The following is a 19749-nucleotide window of genomic DNA, read 5'->3' as shown; positions in this document are numbered from 1 at the left end:
GGGCCCACCGGCGCGGTGCCGGCCCGTACGCCGTGACCGCGCCAGAGCACGGATCCGCCGCGGTCAACGGGTGATGCGGGAGCGGTTCAAAGCCCGACCGCCCAGTACCGTGCCGAACAGCCCGAGCAGCAGGGCCACGTAGGAACCGCCCAGCCCGTTGCCGGTGCCCAGTCCGCCGCTGGCCGTGGCCGCGATCAGCCCGCCGAGGACCATGCCCATCAGCCCCAGGACCACGGCGGCCTTGGCCCCGAGCGACCCGTTGGCCTTGCCGAGGCGACCAGCGGGTCGTCTCCGCGCCAGCACGGCGATGACCACGGCGGCCACCCCCAACAGCCCGCCGATGGTGGCTCCGAGCCGCCCGAGGCTGAAGTCGGTGACACCGGCAGCGAGCGGCTGGACCGAGGCGTGCGCTGCCGCGGGGGTGGCAAGACCGAGCCCGGCGAGCAGGGCGGTAGCCGAGGCGGCGAACAGGCGACGAGCGGACATCAGGGTGCTCCTTCTCTTCCCACGACTGGATGTGGATCGAGCATGTCGGCCGGACCCCTGGCAGGTCGTCCGGCAGGCGCAGGCACTTCGCACTACCACGGACGCGGCAGGTGCCGCTCGACTACCGCGTGCGCAGTAGTCGGTCGCTGGTCCGTGAGCGGGATTCGCCCGTGGCGGCCTCCGGCTACGGTGCGCGTATGAGCAATGGACGGTTCCGGGTTCCTGCCGGTGTCAGGGACTGGCTGATCGCCGTGGGCGTGGCGGCCGCGCTGCTGGTCACCGGGCTGTCCGGGCAGCACCCCGCCACGGGCCTCGGCCTGCTCGGGTACGTACTGCTGGCAGTGGGCGGCCTGGCGCTGGCCGCGGGCCGCCGGGCTCCGGTCGCCGTCCTCGCCGTCACCGGCCTGTGCGCGGTGGGTTACCAGGCGGCAGGGTTCGACGTGGCTGCCGTCGCGTTCCTCTTCGCGGTGTACGCGGCGATGAGGGCGGGACACCGCGTCGTCACGGTGGTGGTGAGCGTGGCCGTGCTGGCCGCCCTCCCCTTCGCGGCCCTCGTCTCGGGCCTGCACAGCACGGGTGAGGCGTTCGCGCAGGCCCGGGGCGCCCTCCAGATCGCCTGGCTCATCGCCGCCGGCGCCGCCGGTGAGGCCCTGCGGCAGGCCGAGCAGCGGGCGGACGAAGCCGAACGCACCCGGGAGGAGACCGCCCGGCGCCGCGCCGACGAGGAGCGGCTGCACATCGCGCGAGAGTTGCACGATTCCCTCACCCACCAGATCTCGGTCATCAAGGTGCAGTCCGAGGCCGCCGTCCATGTGGCCCACAAGCGTGGTGAGCCGGTCCCGGAGGCGCTGCTGGCGATCCGGGAGGCCGGCCGGGAGGCGTCCCGGGAGCTCCGCGCCACCCTGGAGGCCCTGCGCGACGACGACACCACCCCACCGCACGGCCTCGACCACATCCCCGAACTGGTGGAACGGGCAGGCAAGTCCGGTGTGCGGGCGACGCTGACGATCCGCGGCCGGCAGCACGACGTACCGGCCGCGGTGGGCCGTACCGTCTACCGGATCGTTCAGGAATCCCTCACCAACATCGCCCGTCACGCGGACGCCACCACGGCATCGGTCCGCATCGACTACCGCCCGGACGCGGTGGCCCTGCAGGTCGACGACAACGGCAAGGCCACGCCGCGAGCCGTCCCCGTGCCGGGCATCGGGCTGCTCGGGATGCGCGAACGCGTCACCGCCCTCGGCGGTCGCCTCGAGGCAGCGCCGCGTGACCGGGGCGGCTTCACCGTCCGGGCCGAACTCCCCGTGGAGCGTGCCTCGTGATCCGGGTTCTGCTGGTCGACGACCAGCCCCTCATCCGCAGCGGATTCCGCGCGTTCCTCGACCTCGAGGACGACATCGAGGTCGTTGCCGAAGCCGCCAACGGCCAGGAAGGCGTGGAGCTCGCCGGGGAGCACCTGCCCGACATCGCGCTCATCGACATCCAGATGCCGGTCATGGACGGCATCGAGGCGACCCGGCGCATCGCGGCCGACCCGGCCCTGGCCGGGGTGCACGTCGTCATCCTCACCAACTACGGCCTGGACGAGTACGTCTTCAACGCCCTGCGCGCCGGCGCCGCCGGATTCCTCGTCAAGGACATCGTGCCGGAGGACTTCCTGCACGCCGTACGCGTCGCGGCGCGCGGCGACGCCCTGCTCGCCCCCTCCATCACCCGCAAGCTCATCGACCGGTACGTCAGCCGGCCGCTCCCCAGAACCACCGGGCCGGCGTTGAAAGAACTGACCGGCCGCGAACGCGAAGCTGTCGTCATGGTCGCGCAGGGCCTGTCCAACGACGAGATCGCGGACCGCATGGTGATCAGCCCGCTGACCGCGAAGACCCACGTCAACCGGGCCATGGCCAAGCTCCGTGCCCGCGATCGCGCCCAGCTCGTGGTCCTCGCCTACGAATCCGGCCTGGTAACGCCACACAACTCGTAACACCGGACAACGCGTCACAACCACTCGCAGGACCGACACCCGGGTCCGGACCGAGTCGACCGGTGTCGGCGAGCTGCTGCCGGGCGGCCCTGGTGCGGCCCACCAGCGGCACGCGGTGGACCAACGAGCAACTGCTGTGGCACATGCTCTTCGGCTACATGGTCACCCTGCGGCTGCTGTTCCTCGCGCGAGCATTCGGGCGGCTTCCCGCCCCCGTGGGGAAGGGCTTCGCCCGGCTGCTGGACGCGGGGACGGTGCCGTTCGATGTGATCAACTACCTCGGGCCGTGCGGGGCCGTGAAGGTTTGTGGCCCGCGCCGGACGGGCGTCGCGTTCGACCGCGTGATCGACTCGCTGCGGGACAGGCTCGCGGCGGAGCGCGAGGACGACCTCACCCGGGGGATGCGGTTTCCAGTGCGCTGGGATCCCTTCTTCAAGGACTTCATGACGCTCGCGGACATCTACCGCTATCCGACGCGGCACTTCGACTTCCACCGTGCCCAGCTCACCCTGACCGGACCTCGCTGACGGACGCTGCGGAGGTTTTGCCTCCGGCCGCAGCGATGTCCGCGCAGGGCCTCGCGCGTCGCGGCCGGCTCGGCCGAGCGGCGCTCGACATCGGCCGGACGGCCGGGTCGACGGTGTGCCGGGCGTCGCCGAGCTCCGGCGTGCGCTGAATTCGGCGGACCGGGGACCGTGAGGGCCCGCCGTCGGAACGAGCAGCGGCACACCGACACCGACGAGGACACTGACTGCCATGCGCATCCGCATCGACGCAGTCGACCTGCCCGGCCTCACCTGCCCGCCCCATGCACGAGCAGACGACGGGTCGGCGTACCGCAACATCCATGTCGCCGTGCAACGTCGCAACCGCCCCACCGAGCTCCTCGATCCGCAGCCCGGCAACGCCGCCTCCGCGACCTGGACCCTGGAGTGCACCACGGTTATCTCGCCGACGGGCGTCGATGTGAAAGGGCCCTACGTGCAAGGCGGTCCGGGAAGCCGGTTCATCTATCTGTCATGGGGCACGGTCGACGGTGCAGGCGCTTTCACCATGTTCCGCCGCGCCAAACTCGTGCTCGATGCCGTACCCGCCGAGGCGCTCGATGCCGCGGGGCGCAGCGGCCTGCTGGTGGGCAGCCTCGGCCTCACCGACGCGTGCGGCGCACCCCTGTGCGCGCGTGTCCTCCCCCCCCGACCGTCACCTGGAGTGCCGCCATGTAGAGGATGGTGGACTTCGTGCAGCCCAGTGGCCGGGCCGGGGCAGCGGTGCAGCGTTTGCGTGACCCGCCACAGGCGACGAGGTCTCGGGGGAAGAAGTCGACGGAGCCGTCCGGCAGCGGCAGAGGCTCCCGTACGTCGTGCACTACTCCATGCCCGCGGCCGGCTCCACCGGAACGTGATCGAGGTGTAGCGCGGGCAGCCTCCTGACATGCGCGTGACCGTGCTCCGTCGGACCATGGTGCGTATCCGGCGACCGCCGGGCGCTCAGGCTGTCGGCTGACCGGGAGGTGATCGGTGGGGCTGGACCCCTCGACTCCACAGCCCTTGCTGTCCGTGGACACCGAGACGCTGCTCGCCGCGGCAGGTGCGGCCGCGGCGTCCCGATTGCGCCGTGAGTACAGGCTGCTGCGGCAAATCGTGGAGGGCGCGGCCGCCGGTGTGGCCGTACTGGACACCGACCTGCGCTACCTGTACGTCAACCCGCACATGGCCCGAGTGAACGGCCTGCCCGCCGAGGCGCACGTCGGCCGGACCCTGGCCGACGTCCTGCCCGGTGTGCAGCGGCCGGAGGAGCTGCTGCGGCAGGTGCTGGAGGACGGTCGGCCCCGCCAGCTCGTCGGCTCGGGCCAGACCCGGGCCTATTCGCCGTACGCGCGCCGCGAGTGGCGCGTGACCTACCACCGGCTCGAGGACGAGCAAGGCGCCGTCGTGGGTGTGGTCGGCATCGGGCTGGAGATCACTGAGTCGCGCCAGTATCTGCACAGGCTGGAGCGCTCGCACCAGCGCATGGCGATGCTGGACACGGCAGCGACGGCCATCGGTACGACCCTCGACGTCGACGCCACGTGCACGGAACTCGTGGACTTCGTGGTGCCGGGCCTCGCGGACGCCGCCTCGGTGGCGCTGTTCGAGGACGGCAGGCCGGGGCAGCCGGGCCAGGGGCGGCCCGGGGTGACACGACTGCGCAGGGCTGCTTTCCGGGCTCCGCCGGATCTGGCGGAGCGCCTCGGCGACCTGGGAACCGTGGACGGATCCGTGGAGTTCGAGGCAGGCTCCCCGCTGCGGCGGTGCCTCGACGAGGGCCAGGTCATGCTGCACGACCTCCGGACCGACGAAGCCGAGGCCGTCGGCGGGCCTTACGCGCAGCGGACGGCCCGCTACCGCGCAGCGGGATTCCACTCCGCACTCATGGTTCCCCTGACCACCGAGTCGCGTCTCGTCGGTGCCCTCTCCATGGTCCGCCACGACTCCTCCCCGGCCTTCACCCGCGACGACGCCGTCGTGGCCCAGGAGCTGGCGGTCCGCCTGCCCGGGCTCTCGAGCGAGCGTTCCAGTTCGCCCGCGAGCGCACCATCGCGTTGGAGCTGCAGCGGGCGCTGCTGACCGAGCCGTCCACCCCGCACCCCAACCTGGAGACGGCCTCCCGCTACCTGCCCGCCCAGGACAGCGCCCTGGTCGGCGGCGATTGGTTCGACTCACTGCCCATGCCCGGCGGGCGCAACCTGCTGGTCATCGGCGATGTGATGGGACACGGTGTGGAGGCCGCCGTCGCCATGAGCCACTACCGCTCGATGCTGCGCGCCCTGGCCGCGGGCGGCCTGTCCCTGGACGAGATCCTCACCTACGCCGACCGCATGGTCGCCGAATCCGGTTTCGACCGGGTCGCCACCTGCCTGCTCGCCCTCGGCGACTCCGCCAAGCACACCATCTCCTACGCCAGCGCCGGCCATCTGCCGCCCCTGCGCCTGACCCGTGAGGGCCGGGTGGAAATCCTGCCCGTCCCCGTGGGCCCACCGCTCGGCACCGGCCTCGGCGACTACGCCTCCCTGACCCGCCCGGGCCTGCCCGGAGCGGCCGTCGTGCTGTACACCGACGGCCTGGTCGAGCGACGCGGCGAGGACATCGACACCTCCCTGGCCCGGCTCACCCGCCTGCGACTGAACCCCCGGGCCGGACTCGACGCGATCCTCGACGACATCCTGGCCCAGCTGACCGACGGCCCCGCCGAGGACGACATCGCCCTCCTCGCGGCCCGCCTGCGCACCCCGGTCCCCCCGCCGTGAGGCCGAACCCCCTCGCAGGCAAGCTCCGGCAGACGCCTTGTGAGCGCCGCAGGCCGCGCTGGCGTCTGGCCTGATTCATCCCGATTGGGCGAATCCAGGCATCTCTGGTCAGGATGGAGGCATCTCCCTCCCGCAGGACTCGCCCTTCCGGCGGTGTCGAGGGGGCTGTTCCCGGCGCGTTCCCCCGAAGGATTTGATCACGGCTGTCGACGTTCCCCGAGACCCGGGCGAGCTCTCCTACGCGGACCGGCTGGAGCCGTTCTCTGGGGGGATCGAGCGGGAGGAGACCTATGAGTGGGTCCGGTTCGAGGGCCAGGTTTTCGACTCCGTCGATGCGGGGAGCTGCCGGTTCGGTGAATCGGTGTTCTCCTCGGTGACCTTCGACCGTGCCCGGCTCAGGCGGGCACGGTTCGACGACACCTGGTGGCACACCCCTCGCCTGGTCGGCGTGGATGCCGCCGAGAGCACCTGGCTGGACACCACGGTCACCGCCGGGATCTGGGCCGGGGTCGAGGCCCACGGGGCCGAGTTCCGCCGGATCGTCTTCCACCAGTGCAAACTCGACTCCGTCAACTTCCGCGCGACCGTACTGCGCAACGTCACCTTCGTGGACTGTCTCCTGCGGGACGTGGACTTCGGCCAGGCCGCGTTGACGGACGTCGCCTTCCCCGGGACCACTCTGGACCGGGCCCGGTTCGACCGTGCTGTGATGAGCCGGGTCGACCTGCGGGACGCTGCCGGCGTACAGATCGCCTCGGGCGTCGAGGCTCTCAAGGGCGCCATCATCAGCACGACCCAGCTGTTCGACCTCGCGCCCGCCCTGGCGCGACAGGCCGGTATCACCGTCAAGGACCACTGAGGGACGGCACTGCGGACGGACCCCGACGCCCCCCAACGCGCCCTTCGCGCAGGCGCTGAGCGCTGGACCTCGGCCTCGGTGTACGGGAACGCCGCGACCGGGCGCGCTGGTCGGGCCCAACGGGGCGGGCGAGAGCACCCTCCCGACCGAGGCCGCAGCCCACGGCACCACCGTCCTGCTCTCCTCCCACGTCGCCCCCGAACTCGAGGGCGTCTGCGACTTCCTGCTCGCCCTCACCGTGCTGACCGCCGGCCCCAGTCGGTCACCCGCAGGCGCTGGCCCGTCACGAAGCCGGCGGTACCCACTGCCCTGACGCTCGTGTGCAGCGGTCTGATCACGGCCTCGGCGACCTGGTGGTGGCAGACGGTCGCCGACCGTCCAGGCATCAGCCTCGCGTGGTACGACGTGGCACCGAACGCGCTGATCGTGGCCTAAAGTCGCGCCCGTGAACATACCCATGGCGGTCCGTTGGATCCTGCTCGCCTGCGCAGGCCTGAACCTCTTCTTCGCCCTGAGGGCACTGCGGCGTGTGCGCCGGGCTGGTCCGGGCCACCGAACCGGCCCGGGTCTCGATGCACTCGACCATGCGCTCGGTACCGTGCTCATCGGCACTCTCGCCGCAGGCGGCGACCACCCGGCCGTCGTCTTCGCTGCTCTGACACTGCTCGGCCCGGTGTTGTTCTGGAAGATGGTCCGCGACGCCCGTGCCCGCCGCGGGGCGAAGGGCCACACAACCGCCGAGGCCGGCTGAGCCCCGGCTGGCCACGCATCAACGGCACCGCAGTCAGCCGGGGACGAAAGCGCCGGCTACGGAGTCAGGTGACCGATGGCGCGGCTCCGCTGCCGTTGGCCCCGGTCGGTGAGGGCTTCTCGCGGTGGGACGTACTCCTCGCGGTGGCGGGGACGATCGTCGGGCGGGCAGCCATGACCAAGCCGGCCATGACCAGGCCGGCCATGACCAGGCCGGCCAGGGCCGCGGCGGCCTCGGGACGGCGGATGAACGGGAGCATCACGGGCGCCCTTCGGCGTGGTGGATTCCGCTGTCCTGATCGGTGGAAGCGGTGGAACACCACGTCGGAACCTGATCTGATGGTCCGTCGGGGCGTGTCGATGCCAGTGCAGGTCAGCGGCATGAGGGGCACGGGGGCGACCGCGAACGTGCACGACTGTCCGTGAACACGCCGGCAGCCGAAGAAGGGGGAGAGACGAGCAGAGCGGGACGCCCGCCGGGCCCGTTGAAGGGCCGGACGCCCGAAGCCAACGCCCTGGCGCTGTTCCTGCGGGAACTGACCGCGCAGGACACGGTCAGCCAGTTGGAAGAGCGCTTCCAGTTGACCAGGAGCGTCTGGAGCGAGTACCGGTCCGGCCAGAAGATCATTCCGCTTGCGCGGCTGAACCAGATCGTCGAGCACCGCTTCGCCCGTGACGCCCGCACCAGAACGGACAAGCTCCAGCAGGCCCGCCGCCTCCACACCGCCGCGACGACCGCGGCCCCCACGCCGTCCTCACCGCCCGGTTCGGCTCCGCCCTCCGGCCCTCCGCCCACAGCCGGCTCCGATCCGACGACCTCGCCGCCGGGGGGCCGAGCCAGGAGCGAGCCTGACCCCGGCGCAGGCCCGAACAAGCGGCGCAGACCGCGCACCGGGCGACGGGGACGCTGGAGCACGCCCGCGCAGTGGGCGGCGCTCGCGGCCCTGGTCGCGGTACTGGTGATTGCCAACCACTCCGGCGGCGCCCAGGAGACGCCGGACAGTCCCTCCTCACCGGGAGACACGGCGCAAGGACAGCCGATCACCGCACCCGCCGCCCCGGACACCACGGGTACCCCCACGACACCGGAAGGCTCGGCCCCCGCGTCCCCGCCGCCGTCGAGCTCCGGGGAACAGACGCCCCCGCCGGTGCCGTCCGGCTGGCACATCGTCCGGGCGAAGGCGCTCCGCCTCGCCGTCGCCGTGCCCGAGGGCTGGAAGCTCGACGTCGACAACGCGCTCCAGTCCACCTGGGTCTCTCCTGACGAGCGCTACGCGATCGGGGTGAAGCGAGACGACAGCAACGGCCGGACCGCCCAGTCGGCAGCCGCCGGACAACTCGCCTGGTACGGCAGAACGGAGGAGTCGAAGATGGTGGCCCTGACGGCCGAGACCCACGCGGACGGACAGGGCGGGAAGGAGGCCGTGCGACTGGAGATGGACTACCACTGGCCGGCCCGGGAGATCCCCTGCCACCGGACCGAACTCTTCGTCGGCGGCGAGGGCGGCCAGGTCTACCAGCTCCTCGTCAACGACCAGCAGTACGACGAGCAGGCCTCGGACCTCCCGCAGCTCCTCTCCACAGCCCGCGCCCAGTGGCGTACGGACCTCACCGACTGAACCGAACGCAGACGGAGCCCCCACACCCGAAACCCGCCCGCCACTCTTCGTGGCGGGCGGGTTTCGCCTTCGGGGGCGGCCGAGGATCGGCCTCCCGTACGGGTGTCGGCTCAAGGAAGGGAGATCACTTGCCCAGGTAGGCGTTGGTGATCGTGACCTCCGAGACGTTGCCCTGCTTGTCGGTGATCTGGGCCCGGAAGGAGATGCCCCGGTCCTTCGCGGGGTTGCGGACGGAGAACGCGCCGTCGGTGACCTTGACCGGGTTCCAGGTCGTGCCGCCGTCGAGGCTCACGGAGATCGTCAGCGACTTGAGGTTCTTCCCGGAGGCCGAGCCCTGCACGGTCACGGGGATCCGGGTGACCTTGCCCGCCGGGGCGCGGGAGGCGGTATCGAGCGGGGCGTGGAAGCGCACCGTGGAGACCGGGAGCGCGGTGTGGGCTGCGACCTGAGAGGAGCGGAAGGTGAAGCTCGTGTCGATGCGGGTGGAGACGGGGGAGGCGTCCGGGGTCCGCTCGGCCGAGGTGGCCAGCCGGTACTCGGCGTCGGTGCCATCGACCGTGAAGGGGGCCCAGCCGCTCAGCGGGTCCTCGTTCTCGGCGACCTTGACGCCGTTGCGGTACAGGGTGGTGGAGGTCTTGGCGAGCGACGCGGAGCCGGCGTGGCCGGCGCCGTCACCGAAGAGGGGTACCGCGCCCGTGATGGTCTGCTTGCCCGTCTCCGGGTCGGGCGCGGTGCGGAACACTCCCAGGCCCTTGCCCAGGAGCGGTCCGAAGACTCCGGTGTTGAAGGTCTCGCGGTGGGAGGAGCCCGCCGTGTAGCGCTTGGACTCCAGGGAGGCCTGGTCCGCCTCGATGCGCTGGTTGCCGTCACCGTCGGGGGCGCCGAGCTGCCAGAAGCCGCTGCGCCAGGTCGCGCCGTCCAGGGCGGAGAGCAGGAGCGTACGGGTGCCGGGAGCGGGTTGGACGGCCCCGTAGAAGTCGCCCTGGGACATGCCCGGCAGGGTGGGGGCGGCGTAGGCGTAGCCGGACTTGCCGGGGGCGGGCGCGCCCATGTCCACGGAGAGCTTCGCCAGCTGGGTCGCCTTCAGGTGCCGGGTGTACCCGGTGGCGAGACGGTCCGTCGCGCCGCCGAGGGCAACCGAGTACTGGGTGGCCGGGTCCTTGATGAAGGTCGCCAGCCAGCTCTGCGTGAGCGAGCCGTCGGTCACGGCCGGCCCCATGTGGGCGGAGCGGAAGCCGGTGTAGCCCTTGGGGAGGACCCAGCCGTTGCCGAGGTGGCCCTCGCCGACCGCCTGCTGGTAGTACGGCTGGGCGAAGTCGGCCGTGGTCAGACCGGGCACGGTGATGTCCACCGGCTTCGTGGTGCGCGCGTCGACCGTGACCGTGGTGGTTCCGGAGACCTCCAGCCGGGGCTGGACCAGCCAGTCGACGCCCTTGGTGAGGTCCGAGCCGTCCTGGTACACGGCGCCGTGGAGGGCGTACGTGCCCTTGGGCAGCCGCAGGGTGCTGGGGCCGGCCTCGTTGCTGACGCCCTTCCATATGCCGGCGGCGGCGCCGCCGATGCCGAACAGGGAGTGGGAGAACTCGCGGGCGGGGCCGCCGTCGCGGTCGACGGTCGTGATCGTGACGTCGTACGCCTCGGCCTCACGGACGGCCGCCGCACCCGAACGCACCGACTGGCCGCCGCCGGTGGCGGTGACGTAGGCGGAGAAGGCGCCGTCGGTGTCGCCGAGCCGGGTGTCGGCGGTCAGGTCCACCTCGGCCCGGCCGCCGGCGGGCACGGTCACCTTGTCGGCGCCGAGCGCGAAGAACCCGGCCGGGGCGGGCCTGCCCTGGGCGTCGGTGCCGGTCACCGCGAGGTCCAGGGTGACGTCGGTGGTGCCGAGGTTGCGGTAGGCGACCTTCTTGGTGAGCGGCGCGTCGTCGGCGTGCGGCCACTGGGCCGTGCCGAGGGACACCGACGGCTGCTCGGTGATCACCGTTTGGGCGAGGGCCTTGTCCACCTGCACGCGGCCGGTGCCCTGCTGCTGGACGCCGGCCGCGCCGTCCTTCGTGGAAGCGGTCAGCGCGCCCTTGAGCTCGGTCCCGGTCCAGCCGGGGTTCTTCTGCTTCAGCAGTGCTGCCGCTCCGGCCACGTGAGGGGTGGCCATGGAGGTGCCGTTGAGCCGCAGGTAACCCGGGGCGGGGTGCTGGGCTCCGGGATCGGTGTCGAGCATGCTCCCCGGGGCCGCCGCGGCGGCGATGCCCACGCCGGGCGCGGTGAGGTCGGGTTTGACCGCGCCGTCGCCGACGCGGGGGCCCCTGCTGGAGAACCCCGCGAGGACGTCCTTGGCGTCGACGGCGCCGACGGTCAGGGCGGCGTCGGCGCTGCCGGGCGAGCCGACCGTGGACTCGCCGGCGCCGTCGTTGCCCGCGGCGACGGCGAACAGGACGCCCTTCTCCGCCGACAGCCGGTCGACGGCGGCCTCGACCGGGTCGACGCCGGGGAAGTCCCGGCTTCCGAGGCTGAGGTTGACGATGTCCGCGCCTTCGGCGACGGCCCACTCCATGCCCGCGATGACCGCGGAATCGGTGCCGTGGCCCCGGTCGTCGAGGACCTTGCCGCTGATCACCTTGGCGCCGGGCGCGACGCCCTTGAGGGCTCCGCCCGACGCTGCTCCGGTGCCGGCGGCGATGGAGGCCACGTGGGTGCCGTGGCCGACGCGGTCCGCGGTGTCGGGGGAGGCGGAGAAGTTCTTCTCCCCGACGACCTGGCTCTTGAGGTCCTGGTGGGTCTTGTCGACACCGGTGTCCAGGACGGCGATCTTCACGCCCGTGCCGTCGAATCCGGCCTGCCAGGCCCGGTCGGCGCCGATCTGCTTCGTGCTCTTGTCCAGGCTCGCCTTGCGGACGCCGTCCAGCCAGACCTTGCCGATGCCGGCGTCGGCGGCCCGGACGCCGCGCGCCGCGGGGCTCGTCAGGGCCTCCCAGACCTTCGTGGCGTCGGCGGGGGAGGCCTCGACGGCTTCGGCGTTGACCGCCCGGAGGGTGTGCTTGGCCCCGTTGCCGGCGGCGGACCGCAGCTCCGTGCGCGCCGCGTCGGCGGCGCCCTCGTACTGGACGATGAGTCCGAGTCCGCCGCGGTGCAGGGCGCGCAGGGTCGGGTCGGCGAGCGTGGTGACGTCGAAGAGGCGCCGGTCCAGCTTGCCGGAGGCCAGCAGGGCCCGGGCGTCGGCGGGCAGGACCAGGGTGCGGCCGTCGGCGCGTTCGATCGCGACCGGTACGCGCTCACGGCCCCGGGCGGGCTCGAAGCGCAGGACGGCGCCGGTGGCGTTCACGGTCACCCGGTCGCCGGTGATCAGCGTGACGGTCACGGGGGCGCCCGTGATGTGGGCGGCCGGGGTGCTCGTCGAGGGGGAGGCGGCGGATGCCGCCCCGGCGGGGCCGGTAAGCCCCGTACTGAGGGCGACGACGGCGGTGGCGAGGGCGAGGGCCCCCGCGGCGCGTCGAGGCTTGTGTGTTCGTGTGAACAACTCTGCTCCTGTGGAAGGCGCACACGGAGGCCGGAGCCGTGGCGCGCGCCCCGTCGAGTGGCGTACGCGGTGTGTGCGGTACGTGCGGTGTGTCGGCTGTGTCTGGTGTGTGCGGTGTGTGCGGTGTGTACGTGGCGTTGTGGTGACGCCGATCGCCGGTACCCGGCCCGCCCCGCCCCGCAGGGGGAGAACAGGGGCTGGGCGCGCCGTCCGGCCCGTGCGGCGATCGGCGTCTGGCAGCAGTCCACCGGCTCGCGGATTGTTCAGCAGCCTCGATCCGGGCGGCTGAACAATTGATTCCGTGGCTGAAGAGACCCTTGTGGCTGGTGGGTTCTCCCTCCTACGGTGGAAACGATCTTGATTCCGGGGAGGGGAGCAGCATGGGCAGTGCTGTGGGAAGGCCGGAGAAGCCGCTCGATCCACAGGCCGGTCCGACCGCCCGGTTCGCCGCGGAGCTGCGCGCACTGCGCCGCGCGGCCGGCTCCGTCCCCTACCGCGAACTGTCCGCGCGGGCCGGCTATTCGGTGACCGCGCTCTCTCAGGCCGCCGCCGGGAAACGCCTCCCGAGCCTGCCCGTCACGCTGGCCTACGCCGAGGTCTGCGGCGCCGACCGGGTTGAGTGGGAACGACGGTGGCGGGAGGCGGAAGCCGAGGCCCGAGCCGAAGCCGAGAACGAAGCCCTGGCCTCGCTCGCGCAGGGTGCCGACGGCGACGGCACCGCGCCCTACCGGGGCCTGACACGTTTCGAACCCGATGACGAGTCGGTGTTCTTCGGCCGGGAACGCCTGACCGGCCAACTGACGGCCCTGGTCGCCGAACACCGCTTCGTCCTCGTCCTCGGCCCCTCCGGCAGCGGCAAGTCCTCCCTGCTGAGGGCCGGTCTCATCCCGCGACTGCGCCGCTCCGAGCCACCGCTGCCGCCCACCGCGGCCCTGCGCGTCCTCACTCCCGGCGAACACCCGATGCGCACCCACGGGCCGGTCCTGACCGCCGCCGCCGCGGACGGCGAGACCTGGCTGATCGTCGACCAGTTCGAGGAGCTCTTCACCCTCTGCGCCGACCCCGACGAACGACGGGACTTCCTCGCGGCCCTGCTCGCCGCCCGCAACCCCGGAAGCCGGATCCGGGTGGTCCTCGGCGTGCGCGCCGACTTCCACGCGAACTGCCTGGCCCACCCCGCCCTGGCCGAAGCCGCCCGCGCCGCGACCCTCCCCGTGGGCCCACTGACCGCCGAGGAGATGCGAGGCGCGATCGTACGCCCCGCCGCGGCCGCCGGCCTCACCGTCGAACGCGCCCTCACGGCCCGGCTCGTGGAAGAGGTCACCCGCGAACCCGCCAGCCTGCCGCTGCTCTCCCACGCCCTGCTGGAGACGTGGCGCCGCCGCCGCGGGCGCACGCTGACCCTGGCCGGACACGAGGCCGCCGGTGGCCTGCGCGGCGCCCTGGCCCAGACCGCCGAGGAGGTGTACGCGGAACTCGGGCCCGACCGCGCCCCCGTCGCGCGCCGCCTCCTGCTCAGCCTGATCACCCCCGGAGACGGAGCCCCCGACACCCGGCGGCCCGTCCCCCGCAACACCCTCGTGCCGCCCGCCTCGCCGCAGGCCGCCGAAGCGGGGGCCGTACTGGACCGGCTGGCCCGGGCCCGGCTCGTCACTCTGGACCGGGACGTCGTGGACCTGGCGCACGAGGCCCTGATCACCGCGTGGCCGCGGCTGCGCGGCTGGATCGACACCGACCGCGAACGGCTGCGACGCCACCGCCGGTTGACCCAGGCCACCCAGAACTGGCTGACCCGCCGCCGCGACGCCGGCGCGCTCCTGCGCGGAGGGGAACTGGCCGAGGCCGAGGCCACGTTCGCCGACGACGCGGGCCGCTCCGCCGAGCTGAACCCGACGGAGCGGGAGTTCCTGCGCGCGGGACTCGCCTCCCGGTCCCGAACGCGGCGCATCCGTCGCGGTCTGACCTCCGTCGTCGCCCTCCTCCTCGTCCTCCTCACGGTGGCGAGTACGACCGCCTGGCAACAGGGCCGCGACAACCTCCGCCAGCGCGTCGACGCCGAGATCCGGCGGGTCAAGGGGGAGGAACTGGCCGCCGGTCAGCTGGCGGCCGTGGCCCAGGGCCTACGGAGCTCCGACCCGGCGCTCGCGATGCGGCTGAGCGTGGCCGCCTGGCGGCTCGCCGAGACCTCCGAGACCCGGTCGGCGCTGCTGGCGGCGTCCGTCCAGGCCGAGTCCGACGCCTACGACGTGCCGGACGAGGCGGGGCCCTGGAGCTCCCACCCCGCACTCCCGGTCCGGCTGAGCCAGGACGGCCGGATCGCGGTCACCGTCGACGTGGACTCCGTACGCGCCTGGGACGTCACGCAGAGGACGGCCGTCGGCCCGGAGATCGCCCTCGACCGGAACGCACTGTTCCGCGGGATCTCCCCGGACGGCCGCACCGCCCTGGTGCAAGGGGGAGAGAAGGCGGGGTCCGAGACCGGGTCCGGGGCGCGCCGATTGGACCTGGCGTCCGGGACCGCACTGGACGCCGTGCCCCCAACGGCAGGCTCTTCGGTCGCCTGGACAGCCGCCGAACAGATCGTCGCCGACCTGGACATGGACGGAGCCGACGGCCGGCTCTCGCTCCGGGACGCGCACAGCGGCCGCACCCTGCTGGAGGTGCCGACCGGACGGCATCCGATGTGGGCGCTGAGCCCCGACGGACGCCACCTGGCCCTGTGCGCCAGGGGAGGGGACGCGGTGAACTCCTTCGAACGGGCCGACATCCCCCTGAGGGTCTGGGACGTGGCCCGGAGCGCGGAGCTGCCCGCCAACCGGCCCGGCGCGTGCGCGGTCGACTCGTTCCGCTTCACCGGCGACGGCGCCGTCCTCGCGGCCGAGGAGCCGGGCGGACTGAGCCTGTGGGACCCGCTCACGGGACGCGAACCGGTCCGGATCGACCACCCCGGCCTGACCGAGATGACCACCAGCCCCGACGGCCGGTTCGCCGCGGCCGTGGACGGCCGGGAGATCCTGATGTGGCGACTCGTCGCGCCCGAACGACCGGTCTTCCGGTACTCCCTCGTCAACGGGGCCGCCTCCCAGCTCCGGATCGATCCGAAGGACGGTGTCATCAGGTACCTGACCGAACGCCGACTCGGTGACACCGTGGTGCGCGCGATCTCCTACGGACCCGCCGCGTCACCGGACTGGAACCCCGAACCGGCAACGACGGGCACCTTCAGCGCGGACGCCACGACCGTCGCCGTCGACCGCCGGCAGGGCGACAGCACCTGGCTCGAGGCCTACTCCGTCGCCGACGGCCGGCGCACCGCCCGCACCCCGCCGGCCCCCTGCCCGAAAGCGGCACCAGGAGCCACCGGAACGCCCGCGGAACACGACTGCCGGGACCTGCTCGCCCTCACTCCCGACGGACGGACCCTCGCCCACGCCCGGACCGACGTCACCGAAGGCTCCGACGCCGGGAACGGACAGCGGGAGACCGCCCAGGAGCCGACCTTGTGGGACGTGTCCGCGAACACGGTCCGCCCGCTGCCCGCGAACCCGGAACCGCCCTTCGTCGCCCGGATGCCCATCACGGGAATGGCCGTCTCACCCGACGGCCGGTCCCTGCTCACCACGCGCGCGGGCGTCGACGCCCTGGACGTCCGGGACCTGGCGAGCAGCCGCCGGATCCGCCCCCAGGACCTCACGAAGGACCGGACGTCCCCTGCGACAACCCCACGGAGCTCCCGATCCGCCCCGGTAGCCGTCCGCCCCGACGGCCGGCTGCTCGCGACCTCCTCGCACACCTTCGACATCACCACCGGCCGACGCACCGAACGGGGCCTCGCCGTGGAAGAGGGCGGGGTGATGGCCTACAGCCCCGACGGCACCCGCCTGGCCGCCGGTGACGCGAAGGGCGGGGTCACCCTGTGGGACGGCGAGGCCGAGCACCGACTGGCCACGCTTCCGGCCGGTTCCGACACGGCCGGCCTCGACTCGATCGGCCGCGACTCCGTGAAGGCCGTCACCGCCCTGGCCTTCTCACCCGACGGCCGGACCCTGGCCGTGGCGGGCGCCTCCGGCACGCTCCGCCTCTGGGACGTGGCCTCGGGCCGCTCCCTGGGATCACCCCTGCCGACCCCGGGCGACGGGATCGTCGCCGTAGCCTTCTCTCCCGACGGCCGCACCCTCCACAGCGTGGGCGAACACAGCGCCGTCCGCACCCACGAAATCACCCCGGCCCGCCTCGCGGACTCCGTCTGCACCCGCGCCGGAACGGGCCTCTCCCGAGCCGACTGGCACACCTACCTCCCGGACCTCCCGTACCGAAACACCTGCTGACGCGGAACAGCACGCGGAACAGCACGCCGGCCGCGCAGGCAGCTCCATCGGGTCAGCAGACTCGGCGACCGGGAGGTTGTCGGCGTTCTGATGACGGCCGGCGCGTGCCGGCCATCGGGCTCGGGGAGGATGCTTGCGTGCAGGTATCCGAGTTGATCGTGAGAGCGGCCGGACTGGCCGAGCGGGGCACCCGGCAGGTCCTGGGCATTGCCGGGCCGCCCGGGGCCGGCAAGTCGACCCTGGCGGCGCTGATCGGGGAGGCGCTGGGGCCCGAGCGGGCCGTGGTGGTGCCCATGGACGGCTTCCACCTCGCCCAGGCCGAGTTGGACAGGCTGGGCCGGGCCGACCGGAAGGGTGCCCCGGACACCTTCGACGCGGCCGGGTACGTCTCCCTGCTCCGCCGGCTCCGGGCACCCGGCGAACCCGCCGTGTACGCACCGGCCTTCGACCGCTCCCTCGAGGAGCCGATCGCGGGCAGCATCCGGGTCGCCCAGTCCGTACCGCTGGTGATCACGGAGGGGAACTACCTGCTCCACGACGCCCCGGAGTGGGCGCCCGTACGACCACTCCTGGACGAGGCCTGGTACTTGGCGCCCGACGAGGCCATGCGCGTACGGCGTCTCGTCGACCGGCACGTACGCCACGGCAAGGACCCGGCGTTCGCGCGCGCGTGGGTGGCCCGCTCGGACGAGCCGAACGCCCGCCTCGTCGCCCGGGGCCGCCACCGCGCCGACCTCGTCCTCGACGGCGGCTGGCACCCGCGGGGCGACGGGACGGAGCCGTAGCGTCCGCCGATGGCAGCCCCCGGAAAGCCCCGGCACTTGTTCGGCGCTCTGTGGCACGGGCGAGGGCGAGCAAGCCCAACTGGTGGGCAGGGAACGGGAACCGGAGTGATCGTGCCGACGTGAATGCCGGTGATGGGGGCTTGGCGCGTACGGACGGAAGCGGGGGGCCGTTCACGCACGGACGCGTGATCCCTGGCACACACCTGACGTGTGCCAGGGAAGAGCCCCACGGCTCGATCCTCAGGGGGGATCTTGATTACATCGCACCGCACGTTACCGCCGCGCAGACGGCTGCGCGCCCTGGCAGCCGGGGGCATTCTCGCCCTGGCCGCCGGCGCCCTGGCCGCCGCACCGAGCGCCGCAGCGCCGAGCTCGGGCGCACCGAGCTCGGGCGCACCGAGCCTGAGCGCGCCGGGTAGCGTCACGCCGAACCTGGCCGTGCCGAGTCCGGCCGTGCCGGCGCCGGGATCGTCGGACGTGACCGGAACGGCCGGAGGCCAAGGGCTCCCGACCGTGGTCATGCCGGAGCGGGTCCCGGTCGAGGAGGCCGCCGCCGCCAAGCCGCGGCACGACGTCGACGGCGACGGCGTCAGCGACCTGATCGTCATGGAGTACGACCAGGTCACGGCCGTCTATTTGTCGTCGATCAGGGCCTGGAGCGATTACACGATCAGCAGGACCGATCCGGATCCCGAGGCCTCGTTCAAGGACCTCCTGCCGGTGGGCGACGTCGGCGGCACCACCCAGCCCGAACTCCTCTCCCTCACGTTCGACGGCGTGCTCACGCTCTACGAGGCGGGCGTGAAGAACACCTCGGCGCCCCTGTGGTCCGGCGGCGGCTGGCAGAAGTACAACCGCCTCATCGCCACCGGCGACATCACCGGCGACCGCCGCCCCGATCTGCTGGCCCGGGATCCCGCCGGTGACCTGTGGCTGTACACCGGAACCGGGACGGTCAGCAAGCCCTTCAACACCCGGGTCAAGGTCGCCTCCGGCTGGGGGATCTACGATCAGGTCGTGGGCGCCAACGACGTGGACGGCGACGGCATCGGCGACGTCCTCACCCGTACCCTGACCGGCGAACTGTGGTTCCACAAGGGAGCCGGCAGCGCCACCGCCCCGCTCAAGCCCGCCGTCAAGGTCGGCACCGGCTGGAACACGTACAACGTGATCACCGGCTCGGACGACGGCGACGGAGACGGCCGCAGCGACCTGCTCGCCCGCGACCACGACGGCGTGGAGTACTGGTTCAAGTCGATCGGCGGCGGCAAGTTCGCCGCACCCAGCTACTTCGGCAGCGGCTACGAACTCAACAAGTTCATCGTCGGCGCGGGCACCACATCGCTCTTCGGCAAGGGCCAGAACGTGATGACCCAGGCCGACAACGTCCTGGTCAAGTACCACGCCCTGGCCAACAGCACCTACTACACACCGCCGTACGAGGTCGGCAAGGAGACGCCCGGCTCCCGCAACACGTACGCCACGGGCCTCAACAGCCACAACCATGCCAGCTACGTGCAGAACATCGGCACCGACCTCTACGTCCGCGGCGTGAAGGTCGGCACGGGGTGGAACTACAACCTGATGGCCGGCCCCGGCGACCTCACCGGAGACGGGAAGGGCGACCTGGTCAGCCGTGACTCCGCCGGCGTCCTGTGGCTGCACCCCGGTGACGGTCTGCCGTACACGAAGTTCGGTACGCGCATCAAGGTCGGCACCGGCTGGAACGGCTACAACGCCCTCGTGGGCGCGGGCGACTACTCCGGGGACGGGCGGCCCGACCTGCTCGCCCGGGACACCGCCGGCGGCCTCTTCCTCTACAAGGGCACCGGCACGGCCGGCGCGCCGTTCGCCGCCCGGGAGCAGGTCGGCAGCGGATTCAACCAGTACGACATGCTGTTCGTGCCGGGCGACCTCAACGGCGACAGCAAGGGCGACCTGATGGCCCGCCTCCCGGGAGGCGACGTGTACACGTACACCTCGACGGGCAAGACCGGCACCGCGACCTTCGCCCCGCGGGTGAAGTTCGGCAGCGGGTGGAACATCTACAAGAACATCCTCTGACCCCCTGTCTCTTATAAACATCTCCCACCCCACGAGACACCTATGCATCGCGAATAGCCGCATATCGAGGAGGAGAG

14 protein-coding genes and 1 pseudogene are annotated in these 19749 nt (G+C 72.5%); 12 read left to right on the top strand and 3 right to left on the bottom strand.

Going from position 1 to position 19749, the window contains the following annotated elements; genetic code table 11:
* Window positions 1-63: 63 nt before the first annotated feature.
* Window positions 64-486 (bottom strand): DUF6223 family protein, encoded by a 423-nt coding sequence (locus ACWGDE_RS13745; RefSeq protein ID WP_453389170.1) that lies wholly within the window; start codon window positions 484-486, stop codon window positions 64-66.
* A 197-nt stretch (window positions 487-683) separates the two neighbouring features.
* Here ACWGDE_RS13745 and ACWGDE_RS13740 point away from each other — a divergent pair, with 197 nt between their 5' ends.
* From ACWGDE_RS13740 to ACWGDE_RS13705, 8 genes and pseudogenes are all read left to right on the top strand, one after another.
* A complete protein-coding gene (locus ACWGDE_RS13740) occupies window positions 684-1811 on the top strand; it encodes a sensor histidine kinase (RefSeq protein ID WP_453389169.1) in 1128 nt (375 codons plus the stop codon).
* A complete protein-coding gene (locus ACWGDE_RS13735) occupies window positions 1808-2470 on the top strand; it encodes a response regulator (RefSeq protein WP_453389168.1) in 663 nt (220 codons plus the stop codon). Before ACWGDE_RS13740 ends, ACWGDE_RS13735 begins: the two co-directional genes overlap by 4 nt.
* Before the next feature lie 92 nt (window positions 2471-2562).
* Window positions 2563-2997: a DinB family protein gene (locus ACWGDE_RS13730; RefSeq protein WP_453389167.1), complete on the top strand. Its 435-nt coding sequence runs from the start codon at window positions 2563-2565 to the stop codon at window positions 2995-2997.
* A gap of 229 nt (window positions 2998-3226) precedes the next feature.
* Window positions 3227-3693: pseudogene (locus ACWGDE_RS13725) on the top strand (DUF5990 family protein).
* 294 nt (window positions 3694-3987) lie between these two features.
* Entirely contained in the window at window positions 3988-5076 is a 1089-nt protein-coding gene (locus tag ACWGDE_RS13720) for a PAS domain-containing protein (protein ID WP_453389166.1), read from the top strand.
* Window positions 5052-5756: a PP2C family protein-serine/threonine phosphatase gene (locus ACWGDE_RS13715; protein ID WP_453389165.1), complete on the top strand. Its 705-nt coding sequence runs from the start codon at window positions 5052-5054 to the stop codon at window positions 5754-5756. The genes ACWGDE_RS13720 and ACWGDE_RS13715 overlap by 25 nt, the downstream gene beginning before the upstream one ends.
* 193 nt (window positions 5757-5949) lie before the next feature.
* A complete protein-coding gene (locus tag ACWGDE_RS13710) occupies window positions 5950-6615 on the top strand; it encodes a pentapeptide repeat-containing protein (RefSeq protein ID WP_453389164.1) in 666 nt (221 codons plus the stop codon).
* A 445-nt stretch (window positions 6616-7060) separates the two neighbouring features.
* Window positions 7061-7366 carry a hypothetical protein gene (locus ACWGDE_RS13705; protein WP_453389163.1) on the top strand — a complete coding sequence of 102 codons (306 nt, stop codon included), beginning with the start codon at window positions 7061-7063 and terminating at the stop codon, window positions 7364-7366.
* A gap of 64 nt (window positions 7367-7430) precedes the next feature.
* Here the strand turns inward: ACWGDE_RS13705 and ACWGDE_RS13700 are convergent, their stop codons facing one another.
* Window positions 7431-7625 (bottom strand): hypothetical protein, encoded by a 195-nt coding sequence (locus tag ACWGDE_RS13700; RefSeq protein WP_453389162.1) that lies wholly within the window; start codon window positions 7623-7625, stop codon window positions 7431-7433.
* Window positions 7626-7787: 162 nt separating this feature from the next.
* On the opposite strand from ACWGDE_RS13700, the gene ACWGDE_RS13695 reads away from it, so the two are divergent.
* Entirely contained in the window at window positions 7788-8984 is a 1197-nt protein-coding gene (locus tag ACWGDE_RS13695) for a hypothetical protein (protein ID WP_453389161.1), read from the top strand.
* Between the two features lie 124 nt (window positions 8985-9108).
* Here the strand turns inward: ACWGDE_RS13695 and ACWGDE_RS13690 are convergent, their stop codons facing one another.
* Window positions 9109-12495: a S8 family peptidase gene (locus ACWGDE_RS13690; protein ID WP_453389160.1), complete on the bottom strand. Its 3387-nt coding sequence runs from the start codon at window positions 12493-12495 to the stop codon at window positions 9109-9111.
* Between the two features lie 380 nt (window positions 12496-12875).
* Between ACWGDE_RS13690 and ACWGDE_RS13685 the strand changes: the two genes are divergently transcribed.
* The 3 genes from ACWGDE_RS13685 to ACWGDE_RS13675 all read left to right on the top strand — a co-directional run bounded on the left by ACWGDE_RS13685 (window position 12876) and on the right by ACWGDE_RS13675 (window position 19672).
* The gene (locus tag ACWGDE_RS13685; RefSeq protein WP_453389159.1) at window positions 12876-16823 is read left to right on the top strand and encodes an nSTAND1 domain-containing NTPase; all 3948 of its coding nucleotides are present in this window, start codon (window positions 12876-12878) and stop codon (window positions 16821-16823) included.
* A gap of 137 nt (window positions 16824-16960) precedes the next feature.
* Window positions 16961-17608, top strand: coding sequence for a nucleoside/nucleotide kinase family protein (locus ACWGDE_RS13680; RefSeq protein WP_453389158.1), 648 nt, complete (start codon window positions 16961-16963; stop codon window positions 17606-17608).
* Window positions 17609-18085: 477 nt separating this feature from the next.
* Window positions 18086-19672: an FG-GAP repeat domain-containing protein gene (locus tag ACWGDE_RS13675; RefSeq protein ID WP_453389157.1), complete on the top strand. Its 1587-nt coding sequence runs from the start codon at window positions 18086-18088 to the stop codon at window positions 19670-19672.
* Window positions 19673-19749 lie beyond the last annotated feature (77 nt).

The organism is Streptomyces sp. NPDC054956 (assembly GCF_053609185.1).
Note: the sequence above shows the minus strand (reverse complement) of the source record. Positions and strands in the feature narration are given on the sequence as shown.

Bases quoted from the DNA above. Each gene is read 5' to 3' on its own strand.
- ACWGDE_RS13685 (WP_453389159.1), top strand. From the start codon at position 12,876: ATGGGCAGTGCTGTGGGAAGGCCGGAGAAGCCGCTCGATCCACAGGCC.
- ACWGDE_RS13745 (WP_453389170.1), bottom strand. From the start codon at position 486: ATGTCCGCTCGTCGCCTGTTCGCCGCCTCGGCTACCGCCCTGCTCGCC.
- ACWGDE_RS13740 (WP_453389169.1), top strand. From the start codon at position 684: ATGAGCAATGGACGGTTCCGGGTTCCTGCCGGTGTCAGGGACTGGCTG.
- ACWGDE_RS13700 (WP_453389162.1), bottom strand. From the start codon at position 7,625: ATGCTCCCGTTCATCCGCCGTCCCGAGGCCGCCGCGGCCCTGGCCGGC.